The organism is Pseudomonas sp. LBUM1645, assembly GCF_059716185.1.
Genome location: NZ_CP166811.1, coordinates 1,964,121 through 1,982,767, shown reverse-complemented (window position 1 = coordinate 1,982,767; position 18,647 = coordinate 1,964,121). Strand labels below are relative to the sequence as shown.

General features: G+C 60.1%; 14 protein-coding genes. 5 read left to right on the top strand and 9 right to left on the bottom strand.

All coding sequences use genetic code 11. The annotated features are described in order from the left end of the window. Positions 1–23 precede the first annotated feature (23 nt). The gene (gene ycaC, locus ACA079_RS08685) at positions 24–650 is read right to left on the bottom strand and encodes an isochorismate family cysteine hydrolase YcaC (protein WP_033061120.1); all 627 of its coding nucleotides are present in this window, start codon (positions 648–650) and stop codon (positions 24–26) included. A gap of 128 nt (positions 651–778) precedes the next feature. Then, a complete protein-coding gene (locus ACA079_RS08680; protein ID WP_497703216.1) occupies positions 779–1,645 on the bottom strand; it encodes a pirin family protein in 867 nt (288 codons plus the stop codon). A gap of 104 nt (positions 1,646–1,749) precedes the next feature. Here ACA079_RS08680 and ACA079_RS08675 point away from each other — a divergent pair, with 104 nt between their 5' ends. The 3 genes from ACA079_RS08675 (at position 1,750) to dkgB (ending at position 4,681) form a co-directional block, all read left to right on the top strand. Then, entirely contained in the window at positions 1,750–2,658 is a 909-nt protein-coding gene (locus ACA079_RS08675; protein WP_129437126.1) for a LysR substrate-binding domain-containing protein, read from the top strand. 249 nt (positions 2,659–2,907) lie between these two features. Next, positions 2,908–3,447: a PaaI family thioesterase gene (locus ACA079_RS08670; RefSeq protein ID WP_497703215.1), complete on the top strand. Its 540-nt coding sequence runs from the start codon at positions 2,908–2,910 to the stop codon at positions 3,445–3,447. Positions 3,448–3,877: 430 nt separating this feature from the next. Next, a complete protein-coding gene (gene dkgB, locus ACA079_RS08665) occupies positions 3,878–4,681 on the top strand; it encodes a 2,5-didehydrogluconate reductase DkgB (RefSeq protein WP_497703214.1) in 804 nt (267 codons plus the stop codon). Positions 4,682–4,684: 3 nt separating this feature from the next. Here dkgB and ACA079_RS08660 read toward each other — a convergent pair whose 3' ends face one another. The 7 genes from ACA079_RS08660 to ACA079_RS08630 form a co-directional block, all read right to left on the bottom strand. Then, positions 4,685–7,903 carry a transporter substrate-binding domain-containing protein gene (locus ACA079_RS08660; protein ID WP_497703213.1) on the bottom strand — a complete coding sequence of 1,073 codons (3,219 nt, stop codon included), beginning with the start codon at positions 7,901–7,903 and terminating at the stop codon, positions 4,685–4,687. 12 nt (positions 7,904–7,915) lie between these two features. After that, positions 7,916–8,542, bottom strand: a complete 627-nt coding sequence (locus ACA079_RS08655; RefSeq protein WP_497703212.1) for a response regulator — start codon at positions 8,540–8,542, stop codon at positions 7,916–7,918. Between the two features lie 110 nt (positions 8,543–8,652). Continuing rightward, positions 8,653–9,066: a response regulator gene (locus ACA079_RS08650; protein WP_497703211.1), complete on the bottom strand. Its 414-nt coding sequence runs from the start codon at positions 9,064–9,066 to the stop codon at positions 8,653–8,655. Between the two features lie 130 nt (positions 9,067–9,196). Further along, complete coding sequence (locus ACA079_RS08645) at positions 9,197–9,913, bottom strand: MgtC/SapB family protein (protein WP_497703210.1); 717 nt, start codon at positions 9,911–9,913, stop codon at positions 9,197–9,199. A 112-nt stretch (positions 9,914–10,025) separates the two neighbouring features. Further along, a complete protein-coding gene (mgtA, locus tag ACA079_RS08640; RefSeq protein WP_497703209.1) occupies positions 10,026–12,728 on the bottom strand; it encodes a magnesium-translocating P-type ATPase in 2,703 nt (900 codons plus the stop codon). A 511-nt stretch (positions 12,729–13,239) separates the two neighbouring features. After that, positions 13,240–14,577 carry a lysine N(6)-hydroxylase/L-ornithine N(5)-oxygenase family protein gene (locus tag ACA079_RS08635; protein WP_497703208.1) on the bottom strand — a complete coding sequence of 446 codons (1,338 nt, stop codon included), beginning with the start codon at positions 14,575–14,577 and terminating at the stop codon, positions 13,240–13,242. A 144-nt stretch (positions 14,578–14,721) separates the two neighbouring features. Continuing rightward, positions 14,722–15,204: a sigma-70 family RNA polymerase sigma factor gene (locus ACA079_RS08630; RefSeq protein ID WP_046048427.1), complete on the bottom strand. Its 483-nt coding sequence runs from the start codon at positions 15,202–15,204 to the stop codon at positions 14,722–14,724. A 293-nt stretch (positions 15,205–15,497) separates the two neighbouring features. On the opposite strand from ACA079_RS08630, the gene ACA079_RS08625 reads away from it, so the two are divergent. Together ACA079_RS08625 and ACA079_RS08620 are read left to right on the top strand one after the other, a co-directional pair. Continuing rightward, positions 15,498–16,670, top strand: coding sequence for an efflux RND transporter periplasmic adaptor subunit (locus ACA079_RS08625; RefSeq protein WP_497703207.1), 1,173 nt, complete (start codon positions 15,498–15,500; stop codon positions 16,668–16,670). Then, positions 16,671–18,644: a MacB family efflux pump subunit gene (locus ACA079_RS08620; RefSeq protein WP_497703206.1), complete on the top strand. Its 1,974-nt coding sequence runs from the start codon at positions 16,671–16,673 to the stop codon at positions 18,642–18,644. Positions 18,645–18,647 lie beyond the last annotated feature (3 nt).

Genomic DNA, 18,647 nt, shown 5'->3' with positions numbered 1-18,647 from the left:
CAGGGGATCTATGTTGTCAGGGGTTACTTGCTGTTAGTCAGCGCGTTGTAGCTGGTAAACAGGTTGCGGTAGTCCGGGATGTGGTTGGAGAACAAGGTGCCCAAGCCTTCCACGTCGTTGCGCCAGTCGCGATGCAGCTCACAGGCCAGGCCGAACCAGGTCATCAACTGTGCGCCGGAGGCCGACATGCGGTCCCAGGCCGATTGACGGGTCAGCTCGTTGAAGGTGCCGGAAGCGTCAGTCACCACGAACACCTCGAAGCCTTCAGCCAGTGCCGACAACGCCGGGAACGCCACGCACACTTCGGTTACCACGCCAGCGATGATCAGTTGTTTCTTGCCGGTCGCCTTGATCGCCTTGACGAAGTCTTCGTTGTCCCAGGCATTGATCTGGCCAGGACGGGCAATGTACGGCGCATCCGGGAACAGCGCCTTGAGCTCGGGCACCAGCGGGCCGTTGGGGCCGGTTTCGAAACTGGTGGTGAGGATGGTCGGCAACTTGAAGTACTTGGCCAGGTCAGCCAGGGCCAACACGTTGTTCTTGAAACGGTCCGGCTCGATGTCGCGCACCAGAGAAAGCAGACCCGCCTGGTGATCGACCAACAGAACGGCGGCGTTATCCTTGTCGAGACGTTTGTAAGAGGTAGTCATGGGAGTAATCCTCGCTTTTTATCGATGCCGAACAGGCCGGCGTGAGAGAAACCTGATAGTTCGTTAAAACGCGGCCAAGCAAGGGTAGTCGCCCACGCCCGGCACGCCACAGCGTTACAACAATGAGTTCATCCGCTTATCCGACCGAACCGGCCTGACTGGAAGTCGGCGAAGGCCTGGTGAATCTCTTGCTCGCTGTTCATCACGAACGGACCGTGACCGACGATGGGTTCGTCGATCGGCTCGCCACTGAGCAGCAACACGACGGCATCGTTATTGGCTTCCAGGCTGAGCTGCTGGCCATTGCGTTCGAACAACGCCAACTGCCCTTCGCGCACCAGTTCCACACCGTTGACCTGAACCGTGCCATGCAACACTACAAGTGCAGTGTTACGACCTTCTTGCAGGTCCAGGGTCAGCAACTTGCCGCCGTTGAGGCGCAGGTCCCAGACGTCAATCGGGGTAAACGTGCGCGCCGGGCCGGTGTGGCCGTCGAACTCACCGGCGATCAAGCGCAGGCTGCCGGCCTGGTCCTTGAGCGGGATGCTTGGGATGTCGCCATCGAGAATCGTCTGGTAACCGGCGTCGGCCATCTTGTCCTTGGCCGGCAGGTTGACCCATAGCTGCACCATTTCCAGGGTGCCGCCGGTTTTGGCGAAACCTTCGGAGTGGAATTCTTCGTGGAGAATCCCGGAGGCTGCGGTCATCCATTGCACGTCGCCTGGGCCGATCTTGCCGCCGCTGCCGGTGGAGTCGCGGTGTTCCAGTTCGCCCTTGTAGACGATGGTCACGGTTTCGAAACCGCGGTGTGGATGCTGACCAACGCCTCGACGCTCGGTGGTCGGGGTGAATTCAGCGGGACCGGCGTGATCGAGCAGCAAAAACGGGCTGATGTGTTTGCCCAGGTTGTCGTAGGAAAACAGCGTGCGAACCGGAAAACCGTCGCCGACCCAATGGGTCCGTGGGCTGGTGTAGATACCGATGATGTTTTTCATTCCGCCTCCGAATCTGGTGTGTGACGCGATGGACAAAGCTTAAAACTGAACCCTTTGATGCACTAGACTGCAAAAATCAGCCTTAGCGTTCTATATGGAGAACGATGGTGGAAGACCTCAACACCCTCTACTACTTCACCCAAGTGGTGGAGCACCACGGTTTCGCCCCGGCCGGTCGGGCGCTGGACATGCCCAAGTCGAAGCTGAGCCGGCGGATTGCCGAGCTCGAAGAGCGCCTCGGCGTACGCCTGCTGCACCGCACCAGCCGGCATTGTTCACTGACGGAAATTGGCCAGGCCTATTACCAGCGTTGCCTGGCGATGCGCGTGGAAGCGGAAAGCGCTGCCGAACTGATCGAACGCAACCGCTCCGAACCCCAAGGCCTGGTGCGCATCAGTTGCCCGACCGCGCTGCTCAACTCCTGGGTCGGACCGATGCTGACCCGCTACATGCTCAAGTACCCGCTGGTGGAGTTGTTCATCGAGAGCACCAACCGCCGGGTCGACTTGATCCACGAGGGGTTCGACATCGCCTTGCGGGTGCGCTTTCCGCCGCTGGAAAACACCGACATGGTGATGAAGGTGCTGGGTAACAGCACCCAGTGCCTGGTGGGCAGTCCGGCCTTTGTGTCGCGCCTGTCTTCACCGGCCTCCCCGGCTGACCTCAGCGGGTTGCCGAGCCTGCATTGGGGCGCGGCGCAGCGTGAATATCAGTGGGAATTGTTTGGGGCGGACGGCGCCAGCGCGGTGATTCGGCATGCGCCGCGAATGGTCACCGACGACCTGTTGGCGCTGCGTCATGCCGTGGTGGCCGGGATCGGCATCGCTCACCTGCCCAGCGTGGTGGTGCGCGATGACATTGCTGCGGGCCGTCTGGTGGAACTGGTGCCGGGCTGGGCACCGAAATGCGGGATCGTGCACGCCATCTTCCCTTCACGCCGTGGGCTGCTGCCATCGGTGCGCGCATTGATCGACTTTCTGGGCGAGGAGTTCAGCCACAGCGATATTGCTTAGAAGCCCGTACACACACCATGTAGCAGCTGGCGAAGCCTGCGTTCGGCTGCGCAGCAGTCGTGAATCCTGAGCACTAGGTTTTTCTGACACACCGCGTTGTCTGGTTTCACGACTGCTGCGCAGCCGAACGCAGGCTTCGCCAGCTGCTACAGGTCGCGTAACGACATGGGGCTGGCGGAGTTTTTATTTCGGACATAATATTGGCTGGGATTACAACCATAATATTCATTACCGTCCGAGGACATGCCCATGCAAAGCCCGAACCGCGAAGCCACGCTCGCCCAATGGATCGCCCAGGAACAAGCCATGCGCGATCGCCTCGCCGGCCCGGGCAGTCTGTCCATGGCCGAGGTCAGCGCGTTGTCACCCGCCGAATTTTTCGAAGGCATCGGCAACGGTGAACTGCCCTCGCCACCCATCGGCACGCTGATGGACTTCATCCCGATCGAATGGTCCGCCGGAATGTTCATCTTTCAGGGCACGCCGGATTCGCGGCATTACAACCCGTTGGGCAGCGTGCATGGCGGCTATGCCGCGACTTTGCTGGATTCGTGCATGGGCTGTGCGATTCATACGCAGCTGAAAAAGGGTCAGGGTTATACGACGCTGGATTTGCGAATCAGCTATGTTCGTGCGCTGAATCATGCCAGCGGACCGGTGCGGGCCGAGGGCAAGATTATTCATCTGGGGCGCTCGACGGCGTTGGCCGAGGGGCGGATTTATGACGTGGATGGGCGGTTGTATGCGACAGGGTCGACGACCTGCATGATTCTTGAGGCTCGGGGGTAAGGCTTTAAAACCGCGTTGCGGCCATCGCGAGCAAGCTCGCTCCCACATTGGATTGATGTACACCACAGATCCCCTGTGGGAGCGAGCTTGCTCGCGATGGCGGCCGACCAAACACTATCAATCCCCCAGGGCGGTTGTATGCGACGGGGTCGACGACCTGCATGATTCTTGAGGCTCGGGGGTAAGGCTTTAAAACCGCGTTGCGGCTATCGCGAGCAAGCTCGCTCCCACATTGGATTGATATACGCCACAGATCCCCTGTGGGAGCGAGCTTGCTCGCGATGGCGGCCGACCAAACACTATCAATCCCCCAGACTGTCCCCCGATTCATGACTTGCGGTAAACATTGCTTTGCCGATCCAGCGGTTTTTCTCAAGGATGCAGGCGCGGATACTCGTGCCCATTCCCACTGCAACCCCTGGAGTCATTGATGTCTATTCCCGCATTCGGTCTTGGTACTTTTCGCTTGCAAGGCCAGGTGGTCATCGATTCGGTGAGCACTGGCCTGGAGCTGGGCTATCGAGCCATCGATACCGCGCAAATCTACGAGAACGAAGCCGAGGTCGGCGAGGCCATTGCGGCCAGCGGCATCGCCCGTGAAGAGCTGTTCATCACCAGCAAGATCTGGGTGGCCAACTTCGCCAAAGACCGCCTGATCGACAGCCTCAAGGAAAGCCTGCACAAACTGCAGACCGACTACCTGGACCTGACCCTGATCCACTGGCCGTCCCCGGAAGATCAAGTGCCGGTCGAAGAATTCATGGGCGCCCTGCTCGAAGCCAAAAAACTCGGCCTGACCCGGCAGATTGGCGTGTCCAACTTCACCGTCGACCTGATGAAACAGGCGATCGCTGCGGTCGGGGCCGAGAACATCGCGACCAACCAGATCGAACTGCATCCCTACCTGCAAAACCGCAAGGTCGTCGAATTCGCGCAGAGCCAGGGCATCCAGATCACCTCGTACATGACCCTCGCTTACGGCGAAGTGCTGAAAGACCCGGTGATCCAGCAGATCGCCGATCGCCTTCAGGCAACGCCGGCACACGTCACCCTGGCCTGGGCCATGCAACTGGGTTACGCCGTGATCCCTTCGTCGACCAAACGCGCCAACCTCGCCAGCAACCTGAAAGCTTGCGCCATGACCTTGAGCGACGCCGACATGGCGCTGATCGCGGGTCTGGATCGCGGCCATCGACTGACCAGCCCCAAAGGCATCGCGCCTCACTGGGATTAAACGTCAGTCTCGCTTGAGGCTCTGATCCAGACGTGCCATGGCGTGCTGCAATTGATCGACGGCCTCGTCGATCAACGCCGCGCGCCCCTCGGCGCAGGCACGTTCCAGATCTTCGCAGCACTCGACCAAACGTTTTGCACGAACCATCCGCGCACCACCTTTGATGCGGTGCGCCAGATCTTGCAGCCGGTGACAATTGCCACTGACGTGCGCTGCAAGCAGATCATCGCGATCGTAGAGGTTGGTTACGGCCAGTTCGCGCAACAACTGATTGATCAGCGTCCGGTCTTCACCGACGTAGAGCTCCAGGCCGGTCAGGTCGATCTCGGACGTTGCTTGCTCTTCAGCCGGCGCTGGCGGCTCATTCACAAATCGGGACGCCAGCCAGGTACTCAAATCTGCCAGCCGGATCGGTTTGAACAGACAGTCGTCCATGCCCGCTTCAAGGCAACGGATCTTTTCCTCCGGCTGCGCATTGGCGCTAAACCCAAGAATCAGCGTGGGTGGCAAGCCATTCGCGCGCTCTTCATCGCGTATCGCACCCGCCAATTCATAACCATTGACCACCGGCATGTTGCAATCGGTGATGACCAAATCGAGCTCATGCTCGCGCCACTTCGCAAGACCACGCTCGCCATCCTCAACCTCCAGCACCTGATGCCCCAGGTAGCTCAGCTGCCGTGAGAGCAACAATCGATTGGCCGGGTAATCGTCGACCACCAGAATCGTCAGCAACCGAGTGGCCACCTGCAATCCGCTATCGACCCGCTCGCTGCAGGCCAACGGTTGCAACGCAATCAGATCAAGGCTGATGTCGACCTGCGTCCCTAGTCCGAGGACGCTGTCGAGCTGCAATCGGCCGCCCATCATTTCGCACAGAGTGCGGCTGATCACCAGTCCCAGACCGGAGCCATTGTGGCCTGACTGCTGGCTGTTACCGGCCTGCACGAACGGGCTGAACAGTCGTTGCTGATCGGCCACACTGACACCGATGCCGCTGTCCTCAATACGCACACTGACTGCCACATGCCCCGAGACACCGGGCTCTACTCGCAGTGTCAGACTCACCTCACCTTTACGGGTGAACTTGATCGCGTTGCTCAGCAGATTGGACAGCACCTGCTTGAAGCGCGTGGGGTCGACTAACACGTCACGATCGCTGTGTTCGGCCAATTCGACCCGCCACTGCAAGTTCTTCTGCCGTGCCAGGCCTTCGAAAACCCGGCACACCGACTCCACCAGTGTGCGTAGATTGGCCCGCTCAGGGGTCAGCGACAAATGCCCGGACTCGATGCGGGCGATGTCCAGGATGTCGCCGATCAGCGCCAGCAATTGCTGCGCGGCATTGGATGCCACTTCGATGGCGGAGCGATCAGTGAAGCCCTCTTCCGCTCGCTTCAGCGCCAGTTCGAGCATGCCGATCAGGGCATTCATCGGGGTGCGGATTTCATGACTCATGGTCGCCAGAAAGGTGGTTTTGGCGCGGTTGGCATCGTCGGCGGCGTTCTTGGCATCCTGCAATTGCCCGAGCAGTTGTTGGCGTTGAGTGATCTGCCGACGCTGCCAGGCAATCCAGGCCAGTGCGAGCAACAGCAAAGCGCCCGCAGCGGCAAACGCCTGGAGAATGCCTTGGCGGTGACGCAGCCAGTAGCTGTCATCGACCACCACATCATTGCTCCAGCGGGCTAACAGCTCATCCATCTCCCGGGGCGAAATGCTCAGCAGTGCCTTGTTCAGAATCGAGTGCAACTCCAGCGCACCACGGCTGGTGGCCAGAGCGATACGCGCCGGTTCATCACCCACGGTGCTGCTGATCCGCAGACGCTCGCGGTATTGCCGGGTGATCAGATACCGAGCCACGATCAATGAGCTGACGGCCCCGTCGGCCTGGCCCTTGATCACCCATTCCATACCCTGCGCCGGACTCTGCACTTCGACCAGACGCACATTTGGCGCCCGAGCGCGGATGAACCCGAGCAACGGATGACCGCGATAAATCGCCAGGCGTTTACCGGCCATATCATCCAGGGTCCTGGGGCTTCCCGGGGCGGTCGCGCTGACCAGTACAAACGGATTGTTCAAGTAGGCCCGAGTGAAACGCAGTTCGACTTCGCGTTCGATACCGGGCGTGATCACCGGCAACACGTCGATCTTGCCGTCCTTGAGTTGCTGGATCTGCTGATCGAGGGAGTTACCCCGCTGCACCTTGAAGGTCAAGCCGCTGCGCTGGCTGATCAGCGTCAGCAATTGCGCGGTCAACCCGCTGAGTTGTCCCTGTGCATCGTAAAAAGTCAGCGGTGCAAAGCTCTCGACGGCACCCACTTGCACCGTCGGATGTTGATCCAGCCAACGTTGTTCACTGGCGCTCAAACGTACTCGCTCTTGACCCGCCATGTTGGCTCTTCCGGCACTCCAGCGCTGCTCGATGGCCATGCGCTGATCCATGGAGATCGCCGCCAGAGTCTTATCGACAATGCTCTTCAGACGAGGGTTGCCCCGGCTGAAGGCAAAGCCGAACGGATTGGCGTCCAGGCCGGAAGGCCCCACCAGGCGTACGTTACTGAGGTAGTTGTTATTGATGAGGTAATTGGCGCTGATGAAGTCCCCGAGGTACACATCATCCTGCCCGAACGCCACCGCCCCGATCGCGTCGAGTGCCGAAGGGTAGCGTTGCAAGCTCGCATCGGGATAGAAGGCTTCGACAGTCTGCGCCTGCAGATAGTCATCGACCATGGCGATGCGTTTGCCCGCGAGGTCGACGGGCATCCAGTCGTCCACGCGGGTAACCAGCATCGGCTGATCTTCGGCATAGGCACTGGACAGGGTCAGCTCGGGGTCAGCCGCCTCGAAGTTGTTGGACGTGCCGAGCAGGTCCAGATCATCGCGTTTAAGCGCGTCCATGGCCGCCTCGCGCGTGCGATAACGAAGCACGTCGATTTTTACGTGCAACAGTTGCCCCAACAGTGCGGCATAGTCTGCGGTGATGCCTTCGAGCTCATCAACGTTACGCGTGATCTCGAACGGCGGGTAGTCCGGCCCCGACACCCCGAGGCGCAAGACTCGTTTGCCACGCAACCACTGCCAGTCTTTTTCATCCAGCTGGACCTGATAACCCTCCACCGCGGAACGCCCCAGCACATGCAAAAGCGTTGGCTCATCGGCCGCCGTCACCGGTGCGCCCAGACCACAGAACAGCAACAGAGCCCACAAACAATCGCGCATGATCGGGCTCACTCAAATCAGATGATTACGCTTGGCAAAATCCCTCAGGTACACCGCTGACTCCACGTTGAGTTTTCCAACCAAACGGGTCTTGTAGGTGCTGACGGTCTTGTGACTCAAGTGCATGATTTCAGCGATCGCCTTGTTACTGATGCCCTGGGCCAGATGCTGAAAGATCGTCAGTTCCCGGTCGGAGAGTTTATCGATCATCTGTTTTTCACTCAGTTGTATCGAGTTCAGCGACACCGACGCCGAGGGTAGTTGGGCGAAATAGGTGTAACCGGCCATCACGGCGTGCACGGCCCTGTGCAAGTGCTGCAAGTCATTGGACTTGTCGATATAGCCTGCGGCGCCGGCGTTCATGCAACGATCCTGATAAAACATGGGCTTCTGGGATGTGAAGACCAGTACTCGGCAGGGCACCCCACTGGTCTTGATCCGCGCCAGAACATCCAGCCCGTCGAGCGAGTGCATCACCAGATCCAGTACCACCAGATCAGGCTTGTGTTCGCGGATCTTCGGCAAGACCTCATTACCACACGCCGCTTCGTATATCCGCTTGAAACCCTCCTGGACCAGTACGATTTTGACTGCGGCGCGAACCACCGGATGATCGTCCACAATCAGCACTGACTTCATGGCAACTCCCTGTGCAACAAAAACGACGATTGAGCAATCAATGCCCATAAACCCGGCCCGGTTGAACGTATTGGCTGCACAAAGACTTTTGCATGGAAAACCGGGCGCAACTACCTGACAGAAATGACAGTGCCGACGAACGGTAGACGAGGGTCGACGATCGCCATCAGCCGCTGAATGGACGCCAGATCAGGCAGCATTGCGTGGCTCACCTCAACCTTCTGTTGAACGCAGGCAGGAATGGGCGGCAGTTGCGCCTGCTGACCGTCATAGATCAAGGCGTGATGAACCTGTTGGGTATCAAGGAAAAAATCGAACAGGTTCAACGCCCCGCCCGCCAGCGAGGCATTGATGACCACCAGATCAAATGGCTCGCAACTGTATTCGACCAGGGTCAACAGCTCTTCAAGGCTGTGCACCGGTGCTATCCGGTAGTAGTCGAGTTGATTGAACAGTCGCTCGACCTTCATGCGGTGAAAATGCAACTCGTCGGCGATCAGGATACGTAAGGCTTTATTCGACAACGTGGTCCCCCAGGAGAGTGTCAGATTCGTGAGGGCGCAAGGCTACGGAAGACCTGTCGAGCTTTCTGTAGGACTTTTCCTAAAAACCAGGACGCTTCCTCCGGTGGCAGAAGGAAAATCGAAAGAACGGCTATTCCGTCGTACTCGGACTCCAGAACGCTTGCACCACCAACGTCGACGTCGAAATTCGCCCCACCAGTGCATCCAGTTCATCGCCATCGACCGACGTTGTCGCCAGCGTTGCTTCGATTTCGATCTCATCCGTGCCGAACGCGTGCACATCCATATCGCTCGCCGGGTAGTTGCTGCGCTCAAGCTCTGCCTCTAACAAGGCCAGTACCGCCTGTTGGTGCGAGCGCCGGGCGATCACGTACACGATGTTGGTGACTTCCGCCGAAATCACATCCAGCGGCTGACGGTTGATGTTGTTGACGATCGGCCGCAGCAAAGTATTGGCCGCCAGTACGAACAACGTGCCCAGCAGCGCTTCGAGCAGCAGGTCGGCGCCAGCGCAGGCCCCCACCGCCGCCGAAGCCCATAGGGTGGCAGCGGTGTTGAGCCCGCGGACATTGCCTTCCTCGCGCATGATCACCCCCGCACCGAGAAAGCCGATCCCGGAGACCACATAGGCCACCACTCGCACGGCACCTTCGGCACCACCGAGGCGGTTAGCCATGTCGACAAAGATCGCCGCCCCCACAGCCACCAGCACATTGGTGCGCAGGCCGGCGGTGCGTTGGCGGTACTGGCGCTCGAAACCGATCAGGCCGCCGAGGATGAAGGCCGCGCTGAGGCTGACCAGGGTGTCGACCAGGGAGGTCAGGTTGATGTTGTCGATAGCTTGCATGAATTCAGTTCCTGGATCTTCTTGTCCGTTTGAAAAGATCGCAGCCTGCGGCAGCTCCTACAGGAGTACGCGATCCCTGTAGGAGCTGCCGCAGGCTGCGATCTTTTGACTTTTATTGCCAGCCAAACCGGCGAATATAAAACCCCTTCACCGCCTGAGTCAGTGCCATATAAGCCAGCAGAATCACCGGCAGGAACACAAAGTACAGCGACGGCAGTGCCTGCAATTTGAAGTAGTGCGCCAGCGGTCCCATCGGCAAGAAGATGCCGACGGCCATGATGATTCCAGTCATCACCATCAGTGGCATCGCCGCGCGGCTTTGCAGGAACGGGATTTTCGGTGTGCGGATCATGTGCACGATCAGGGTCTGGGTCAGCAACCCGACCACGAACCAGCCGGACTGGAACAGGGTTTGATGGTCCGGGGTATTGGCGTCGAAGACGTACCACATCAAGGCAAACGTGGTGATGTCGAAGATCGAGCTGATCGGTCCGAAAAACAGCATGAAACGCCCGACGTCCGCCGGTTGCCAGCGTTGTGGTGTTTTCAGCATGTCCTCGTCGACGTTATCGAACGGGATGGCGATCTGCGAAATGTCATAGAGCAGGTTCTGCACCAGCAGGTGCATCGGCAGCATCGGCAGGAACGGGATGAACGCACTGGCCACCAGCACCGAGAACACGTTGCCGAAGTTCGAACTGGCGGTCATTTTGATGTACTTGAGCATGTTGGCGAAGGTCCGGCGCCCTTCCAGTACGCCCTCCTCCAGCACCATCAGGCTTTTCTCCAGCAGGATGATGTCCGCCGCTTCCTTGGCGATGTCCACGGCGCTGTCCACCGAAATGCCGATGTCGGCGGTGCGCAGCGCTGGCGCGTCGTTGATGCCATCGCCCATGAAACCGACCACATGACCGTTGCCTTTGAGCAAACGCACGATGCGTTCCTTGTGCGACGGAGTGAGTTTGGCGAAGACGTTGGTGCTCTCTACCGCTACGGCCAGTTCGGCGTCGCTCATGCGCTCGATGTCGTTGCCCATCAGCAGGCCTTGCTGCTCCAGGCCGACTTCGCGGCAAATCTTCGCGGTCACCAGTTCGTTGTCGCCGGTCAGCACTTTTACGGCCACGCCGTGAGCGGCCAATGCCTGGAGGGCCGGCGCGGTACTTTCCTTGGGTGGGTCGAGAAACGCCACGTAACCGATCAGCGTCAGCGCCTGTTCATCCGCCAGGCTGTAGGTATCGCGGCCCTCAATCATTGGCCGCGCGGCAACGGCGACGACACGAAGTCCTTCGGCGTTGAACGATGCGGTGACCTGACGAATCCGCGCCAGCAATTCATCGTTCAGTGCTTCATCGACCTCGCCGTGACGCACCCGCGTGCACACCGCCAACACTTCTTCCACCGCGCCTTTGCAGATCAGCAGGTGCGAATGATCGCGCTCGGCGACCACCACCGACATGCGTCGGCGAGTGAAGTCGAACGGGATTTCGTCGACCTTGCGAAACGCTGTGCCGACTTTCAGTTCACGGTGGATTTCCACGTGTTCGAGCACCGCCACGTCCAGCAGGTTTTTCAGGCCGGTCTGGTAGTAGCTGTTGAGGTAGGCCATTTCCAGCACGTCATCGGAGTCGTTGCCCCAGACATCGACATTGCGTGCCAGGAAGATCTTGTCCTGAGTCAGGGTGCCGGTCTTGTCGGTGCACAGCACGTCCATGGCGCCGAAGTTCTGGATGGCGTCGAGGCGTTTGACGATGACTTTTTTACGCGACAGGAACACCGCGCCCTTGGCCAGGGTCGAGGTGACGACCATCGGCAGCATTTCCGGGGTCAGGCCCACGGCAATCGACAGTGCGAACAGCAACGCTTCGGTCCAGTCGCCCTTGGTGAAACCGTTGATGAATAACACCAGCGGCGCCATGACGAACATGAAGCGGATCAACAGCCAACTGACTTTGTTGACGCCAGTCTGGAATGAAGTGGGTGCACGATCCGTAGCGCCAACCCGCTGCGCCAGTGCACCGAAATAAGTGTTGTTGCCGGTAGTCAGGATCACCGCCATGGCTGTGCCGGACACCACGTTGGTGCCCATGAACAGAATGTTGTCGAGGTCCAGCGGGTTGCGGGTATCACTGTCCTGCTGACGGCGGAATTTTTCCACCGGCATCGACTCACCGGTCATCGCGGCTTGGCTGACGAACAAGTCCTTGGCGCCGAGCACCCGGCAATCGGCGGGAATCATGTCGCCGGCCGACAATACGATCAGATCGCCCGGCACCAATTGCTTGATCGGCAGTTCGGTACGTGGCGCGTCCCGACGCAACACCGTGGCGGTGTTGCTGACCATCGCCTTGAGCACGTCGGCGGCCTGGTTGGATTTGGTTTCCTGCCAGAAGCGCAGCAAGGTCGAGAGCACCACCATGGAGAAAATCACGACGGCGGCTTTCATGTCTTCGGTCAGCCAGGAGATGACCGCGAGCAAGGTCAGCAGCAGGTTGAACGGGTTTTTGTAGCAGTGCCACAAGTGTGTCCACCAGGGCAGAGGCTGTTCGTGCTCGACTTCGTTGAGGCCGAATTGCACGCGCAGTGCATCGGCTTCGAGTTCGCTCAAGCCATCGGTGTGGCTGCCGAGGTTGTTCAGCAGTTGGCCAGTGTCGCTGTTGGCGGCGCTCACCAGGGTTTGCGCCAGGGTGGGCGGCACCTCACGGCTGACCGTGGTGTCGGTGAAGTTTTCCAGCAGCGCCAGGCGACGGAAGTGTCGGGCGATGTGGCGGGTGCGCAGGAATCCGGCGAAGAATTCTTTGAGCAGGGTCAGGTTCATGGCAGTTCCCCCAGGGTCAGCCGGGAAACCGTCGAGCAGGCGTGTCGATACGCCGCGATGACGACAACAAGTCGAACATCACGCACGGTTCAGCGTCGATGAGAGGGACGTCGAGACACGGACCAGGACTGGCCGCGATCGGGATGCCGCTGCTCGCTTTTCGGCGAGACAACGGCACAAAAAAGTGGCGCGTTATCTTGCCGGGAAGGTGCCGGTTATCGAAACCGGCCGACTACTGTCACTCGAACAAGTACCCACTGTGGGTCTCCGCTATTGATTGAAAACGCGCGAAGCTTACGCCCCGATTTCTGGAGAGTAAACGAAGGAACGGTGGGTGGCGGGGGAATTGCGGGGTTCTTCAGGAAGGGTTCAGGATTCGGCATTTGTGGAGCTATTGAGGGCCCCATCGCGAGCAAGCTCGCTCCCACATTTGACCGAGTTCTTCAGTTAGACACGGTCAAATGTGGGAGCGAGCTTGCTCGCGATAGCGGTTTTACAGGAGCCGAAAATCTTAGCTGGCAGTCGCCAACAGCAAGTCCATCATCGAACGACCATGCCCACGCGCCTTGCCATGGTCATACAGCGAACCGGCAATTTCATCCGCACGAATCGGCAGGATCGATAGCAAGGTGTCGCTCAAGCCATGGCTGGCCTGGCAAAAGCCCTGCATATAGATGCCGGCCTTGCAGCGCTCGTCGGTGATCAGTTTGTAGTTGCGATCAACCTCAAAATCCCCCAGGTACTGCTCCAGCGGCGCCAGCAGTTTGCGGTGCATTTGGCGCTCGTAACCGGTGGCCAGTACTACGGCGTCGTAATGACGGACCGTGACTTCGCCGGTGGCGTTGTTGCGCACGGCCAACTCAATACCGCGCTCGGTGGCGGTGGCTTTTTCGATGGTGGTCAAGGTGCGGAACGCATGACGCGCGATGCCCGAGACTTTCTGGCGATAGAAGATGCCGTAGATGCGTTCGATCAGGTCGATGTCCACCACCGAATAGTTGGTGTTGTGGTACTCGTTGACCAGACGCTCGCGCTCGCTGCTCGCCTGCTGGAACACCAGATCGGTGAACTCCGGCGAGAACACTTCGTTGACGAAGGGGCTGTCGTCCGCCGGTTTCAGGGCCGAACCACGCAGGATCATGTCCACCTGCACCGACGGGAAGCTGTCGTTCAAATCGATGAACGCTTCCGCCGCGCTCTGCCCGCCGCCGATGATCGCAATGCTCATCGGCTGGTTGTTCACGCACGGCTGCTTGGCCATCTGCGCCAGATACTGGGAGTGGTGGAACACCCGGCTGTCACCCTTGAGCGCCTTGAAGGCTTCGGGAATGCGCGGTGTTCCGCCGGCACTGACCACCACCGAACGGGCGGTGCGAACATGCTGCTGACCTTGGGTATCGCGCGAGATCACCCGCAGCGCTTCGACCTGCTGGTTGTGCAGCACCGGCTCGATAGTCAGCACTTCTTCACCGTAGCGGCTCTGCGCTTCAAATTGCCCGGCGACCCAGCGCAGGTAATCGTTGTACTCCATGCGGCACGGATAGAAGGTGCCCAGGTTGATGAAGTCCACCAGACGGCCGTGGTGCTTGAGGTAGTTGACGAAGGAGTACGGGCTGGTCGGGTTGCGCAGGGTCACCAGGTCCTTGAGGAAAGAGATCTGCAACTCGCTCTGGGTCACCAGGGTGTTGCCGTGCCAGCGGTAATCGGCCTGCTTGTCGAGAAACAGAACATCCAGCTCGCCCTGACTCGGCCCGCGCTCTTGCAGAGCGATGGCCAGCGCCAGGTTCGAAGGGCCGAAACCGACGCCGATCAGGTCGTGAACGATGGGCGATGCAATTGCCTGTGTCATTTCCAGTGTCCTCTGGATGAACCCCCGAAGCAGCGGGGAGTAAGCCTAAGTGACCTGACCGGCCTTGAGCAGGACAGCAGATCGTCTGTTGAAGGGAACGAGGACAATGAAAAAAAATTTAATGCAGCTTGATTGAAGGTCGGATCAATGGGCATCCCATTGCAGCATCCGCACCCGGCAATGCTTCATTGCATTGACGATGTGTTTCTCCACCAGCGCGCGAGAAATACCGAGGTGTTCGGCGATCTCCGGGTGCGACAGGCCATCGATCTTGCGCAGCAGGAAACTCTCGCGGCACAGCCGTGGCAATTCCGCCAATGCGCGCTGGAGCATCTCCAGGCGTTGGCCGTGATCGAGGCTGTGATGGGGCGATGGGGTGAAGTAGCGCTCTTCGTTGTCGAGCACTTCCAGCGATTCGACCTGACGCAGGGCGTTGCGCCGATGGTCGTCGATCACCAGGTTGAGCGCGGTGCGGTACAGAAACGCCCGAGGTTGCTCGATCGGCGTGTCGCTGGACCGCTCCAATACCCGCAGATAAGCGTCATGCACCACATCTTCGGCCACCTGACGGTTGCCCAGCTTGGCGTTCAAAAAACACACCAGCTCGCGATAGTAGTTTTCCAACATGACTCCCGGCCGCAGGGGTGCGGTTTCTGTCCTTGAGCCAGACCGGCGACCGCCGAAATAGGCAGTGGCACGATAGTGGCAGTTCGAGGTGCGTAATTTATAGTAATTCTCATATAGATTTAAAGTATTGCTTCACCTTGCCCGACAAATAGTCCTGCTCGAGCACCTGCACACCCCTTCACCTGGTGTTACGCCATATGTCTGCGGCTAAATTCCACGCTGCCTTCATCGTTTACAGGACAGCTCCCCGTCCCTTTGAACGACGGGCCGACACCTATTGGCCGGAACCCTGCATGAAACGTCCACGACAGACCCGACGCGCCCTGCTTGTAGCACTTTGTCTGATCCCCGTTATCGCCGTCGCCGCCTGGCAGATCATCCCGCCCGGTCGAGACCAGTTCGCCACCGTTCAGGTCTCCCGTGCCGACATCGAAAGCAGCGTTACGGCCTTGGGCACCCTGCAACCTCGACGCTATGTCGACGTCGGTGCCCAGGCGTCCGGGCAGATCCACAAGATCCACGTGGAAGTCGGCGATGTGGTGAAGGAAGGCCAGTTGCTGGTGGAAATCGATCCGTCCACGCAACAGGCCAAACTCGACGCCGGACGTTTCTCCATCGAAAACCTCAAGGCGCAGCTGCAGGAACAACGGGCGCAGCACGACCTCGCCCGGCAGAAATTCCAGCGTCAGCAGAACCTCAAGGCCGGTGGCGCCACCCGCGAAGAAGACGTGCAGACCGCCGAGGCCGAACTGCGCGCTACCCAGGCCCGCATCGACATGTTCCAGGCACAGATCCGCCAGGCCCAGGCCAGCCTGCGCAGCGATCAGGCAGAACTCGGTTACACGCGAATCTATGCGCCCATGAGCGGCACCGTCGTCGCACTCGACGCCCGTGAAGGCCAGACCCTCAACGCCCAACAACAAACGCCACTGATCCTGCGCATCGCCAAGTTGTCGCCGATGACCGTCTGGGCCGAGGTGTCGGAAGCCGACATCGGTCACGTCAAACCCGGCATGACGGCCTGGTTCACCACCCTCAGCGGCGGCAACCGTCGCTGGAACAGCACCGTGCGGCAAATTCTGCCCGTGCCGCCCAAGCCACTGGACCAAACCAGCCAGGGCGGCGGCAGCCCCGCCAGCTCGAGCAAAAGCGGCAGCGCTCGCGTGGTGCTGTACACCGTATTGCTCGACGTCGATAACGCCGACAACGCGCTGATGGCGGAGATGACCACGCAAGTCTTCTTCGTCGCCGAGCAGGCGAAAAACGTCCTCACCGCACCCATCGCTGCCCTGCAAGCCGGCACTCAAATCAACAATCAAACCGCGCAGGTCGTCGCCAAAAATGGCCGCATCGAGCAGCGTGACGTGCGCACCGGCATCAGCGATCGCCTGCGGGTACAAATCCTCGATGGCCTGCAGGAAGGCGATCACCTGTTGATCGGCCCGGCCGACGGGAGTGGCGGCTGAATGCTGACGCCCCTGATCGACCTGCACGACATCCGCAAAGCCTACGGCGGCGGCGACTCACCGGAAGTTCACGTACTGCGCGGCATCGACCTGTCGATCCATGCCGGGGAGTTCGTGGCGATCGTCGGTGCCTCCGGCTCCGGCAAGTCGACGCTGATGAACATCCTCGGCTGCCTTGACCGTCCCACCTCGGGCGAATACCGCTTCGCCGGGGAAAACGTCGCCGCACTCGACAGCGACGAACTGGCCTGGCTGCGCCGCGAAGCCTTCGGCTTTGTGTTCCAGGGTTATCACCTGATCCCGTCCGGCTCGGCCCAGGAAAACGTCGAGATGCCGGCCATCTACGCCGGCACTCCGGCAGCCGAACGCCACGCCCGCGCCGCCGCCCTGCTCGACCGCCTCGGCCTGGCCTCGCGCACCGGCAATCGTCCGCACCAGCTATCCGGCGGTCAGCAACAACGGGTGTCCATCGCCCGCGCCTTGATGAATGGCGGCCACATCATCCTCGCCGATGAACCCACCGGCGCCCTCGACAGCCACAGCGGCGCCGAGGTCATGACCCTGCTCGACGAACTGGCGAGCCAGGGCCACGTGGTGATCCTCATCACCCACGACCGCGAAGTCGCGGCCCGGGCCAAACGCATCATCGAAATTCGCGACGGGCTGATCATCAGCGACAGCGCCCGGGACAACCCCGAAGCACAGACCTCGGCCAATCCCGGCGCGCTGCAAGCGGTGGACTTACGCAAACGCCTGACCGAAGGCGCCGAAGCCACCGGCGCGTGGAAAGGCGAACTGGTCGATGCCGTGCAAGCTGCGTGGCGGGTGATGTGGATCAACCGCTTTCGCACCGCACTGACGTTGCTCGGGATCATCATCGGCGTCGCGTCGGTGGTGGTGATGCTGGCAGTGGGTGAAGGCAGCAAGCGTCAGGTGATGGCGCAAATGGGCGCGTTCGGTTCCAACATCATTTACCTCAGCGGCTCGTCGCCAAACCCGCGAACGCCGCTGGGCATCGTCACCCTGGATGACGTCGCGGCGGTGGCGAGCCTGCCGCAGGTGATGCGGATCATGCCGGTCAATGGCCAGGAGGCCGGGGTGCGTTTCGGCAACCTCGACCACTTGAGTTACGTCGGTGGCAACGACACCAATTTCCCGGCGATTTTCAACTGGCCGGTGGTAGAAGGCAGCTATTTCACCCAGGAAGATGAACGCAACGCAGCAGCCGTCGCAGTCATTGGCCACAAGGTGCGGACCAAGTTGCTCAAGGACGTCGCCAACCCGATCGGCCAGTACATCCTGATTGAGAACGTGCCGTTCCAGGTGGTCGGCGTGCTCGCGGAAAAAGGCGCCAGTTCAGGCGACTCCGACAGCGACGACCGCATTGCCATCCCTTACTCCGCTGCGAGTGTGCGGCTGTTCGGCACTCACAACCCCGAATACGTGGCCATCGCCGCCGCGGATGCGCGCAAGGTCAAAGAGACCGAAAAAGCCATCGAACAATTGATGCTGCGCCTGCACAACGGCAAGAAGGATTTCGAACTGACCAACAACGCGGCGATGATTCAGGCCGAGGCACGTACGCAAAATACCCTGTCGCTGATGCTCGGCTCGATTGCCGCGATTTCGTTGCTGGTGGGCGGGATCGGCGTGATGAACATCATGCTCATGACCGTGCGCGAACGCACCCGCGAGATTGGTATCCGCATGGCCACCGGCGCCCGTCAACGGGACATCCTGCGCCAGTTCCTCACCGAAGCGGTGATGCTCTCGGTGGTCGGCGGGCTTGCCGGGATCGCCCTGGCGCTGATCGTCGGCGGCGTGCTGATCCTCAGCGAAGTCGCCGTCGCGTTCTCCTTGATAGCGGTGCTCGGCGCCTTCGGCTGCGCCCTGGTCACCGGTGTTGTCTTCGGCTTCATGCCGGCCCGCAAAGCTGCCCGACTCGACCCGGTCACGGCCCTTACCAGTGAATGATCT

Bases quoted from the DNA above. Each gene is read 5' to 3' on its own strand.
- ACA079_RS08620 (WP_497703206.1), top strand. From the start codon at position 16,671: ATGCTGACGCCCCTGATCGACCTGCACGACATCCGCAAAGCCTACGGC.
- ycaC (WP_033061120.1), bottom strand. From the start codon at position 650: ATGACTACCTCTTACAAACGTCTCGACAAGGATAACGCCGCCGTTCTG.
- mgtA (WP_497703209.1), bottom strand. From the start codon at position 12,728: ATGAACCTGACCCTGCTCAAAGAATTCTTCGCCGGATTCCTGCGCACC.
- ACA079_RS08670 (WP_497703215.1), top strand. From the start codon at position 2,908: ATGCAAAGCCCGAACCGCGAAGCCACGCTCGCCCAATGGATCGCCCAG.
- ACA079_RS08635 (WP_497703208.1), bottom strand. From the start codon at position 14,577: ATGACACAGGCAATTGCATCGCCCATCGTTCACGACCTGATCGGCGTC.
- dkgB (WP_497703214.1), top strand. From the start codon at position 3,878: ATGTCTATTCCCGCATTCGGTCTTGGTACTTTTCGCTTGCAAGGCCAG.
- ACA079_RS08675 (WP_129437126.1), top strand. From the start codon at position 1,750: ATGGTGGAAGACCTCAACACCCTCTACTACTTCACCCAAGTGGTGGAG.
- ACA079_RS08625 (WP_497703207.1), top strand. From the start codon at position 15,498: ATGAAACGTCCACGACAGACCCGACGCGCCCTGCTTGTAGCACTTTGT.
- ACA079_RS08645 (WP_497703210.1), bottom strand. From the start codon at position 9,913: ATGCAAGCTATCGACAACATCAACCTGACCTCCCTGGTCGACACCCTG.
- ACA079_RS08680 (WP_497703216.1), bottom strand. From the start codon at position 1,645: ATGAAAAACATCATCGGTATCTACACCAGCCCACGGACCCATTGGGTC.
- ACA079_RS08655 (WP_497703212.1), bottom strand. From the start codon at position 8,542: ATGAAGTCAGTGCTGATTGTGGACGATCATCCGGTGGTTCGCGCCGCA.
- ACA079_RS08630 (WP_046048427.1), bottom strand. From the start codon at position 15,204: ATGTTGGAAAACTACTATCGCGAGCTGGTGTGTTTTTTGAACGCCAAG.
- ACA079_RS08660 (WP_497703213.1), bottom strand. From the start codon at position 7,903: ATGCGCGATTGTTTGTGGGCTCTGTTGCTGTTCTGTGGTCTGGGCGCA.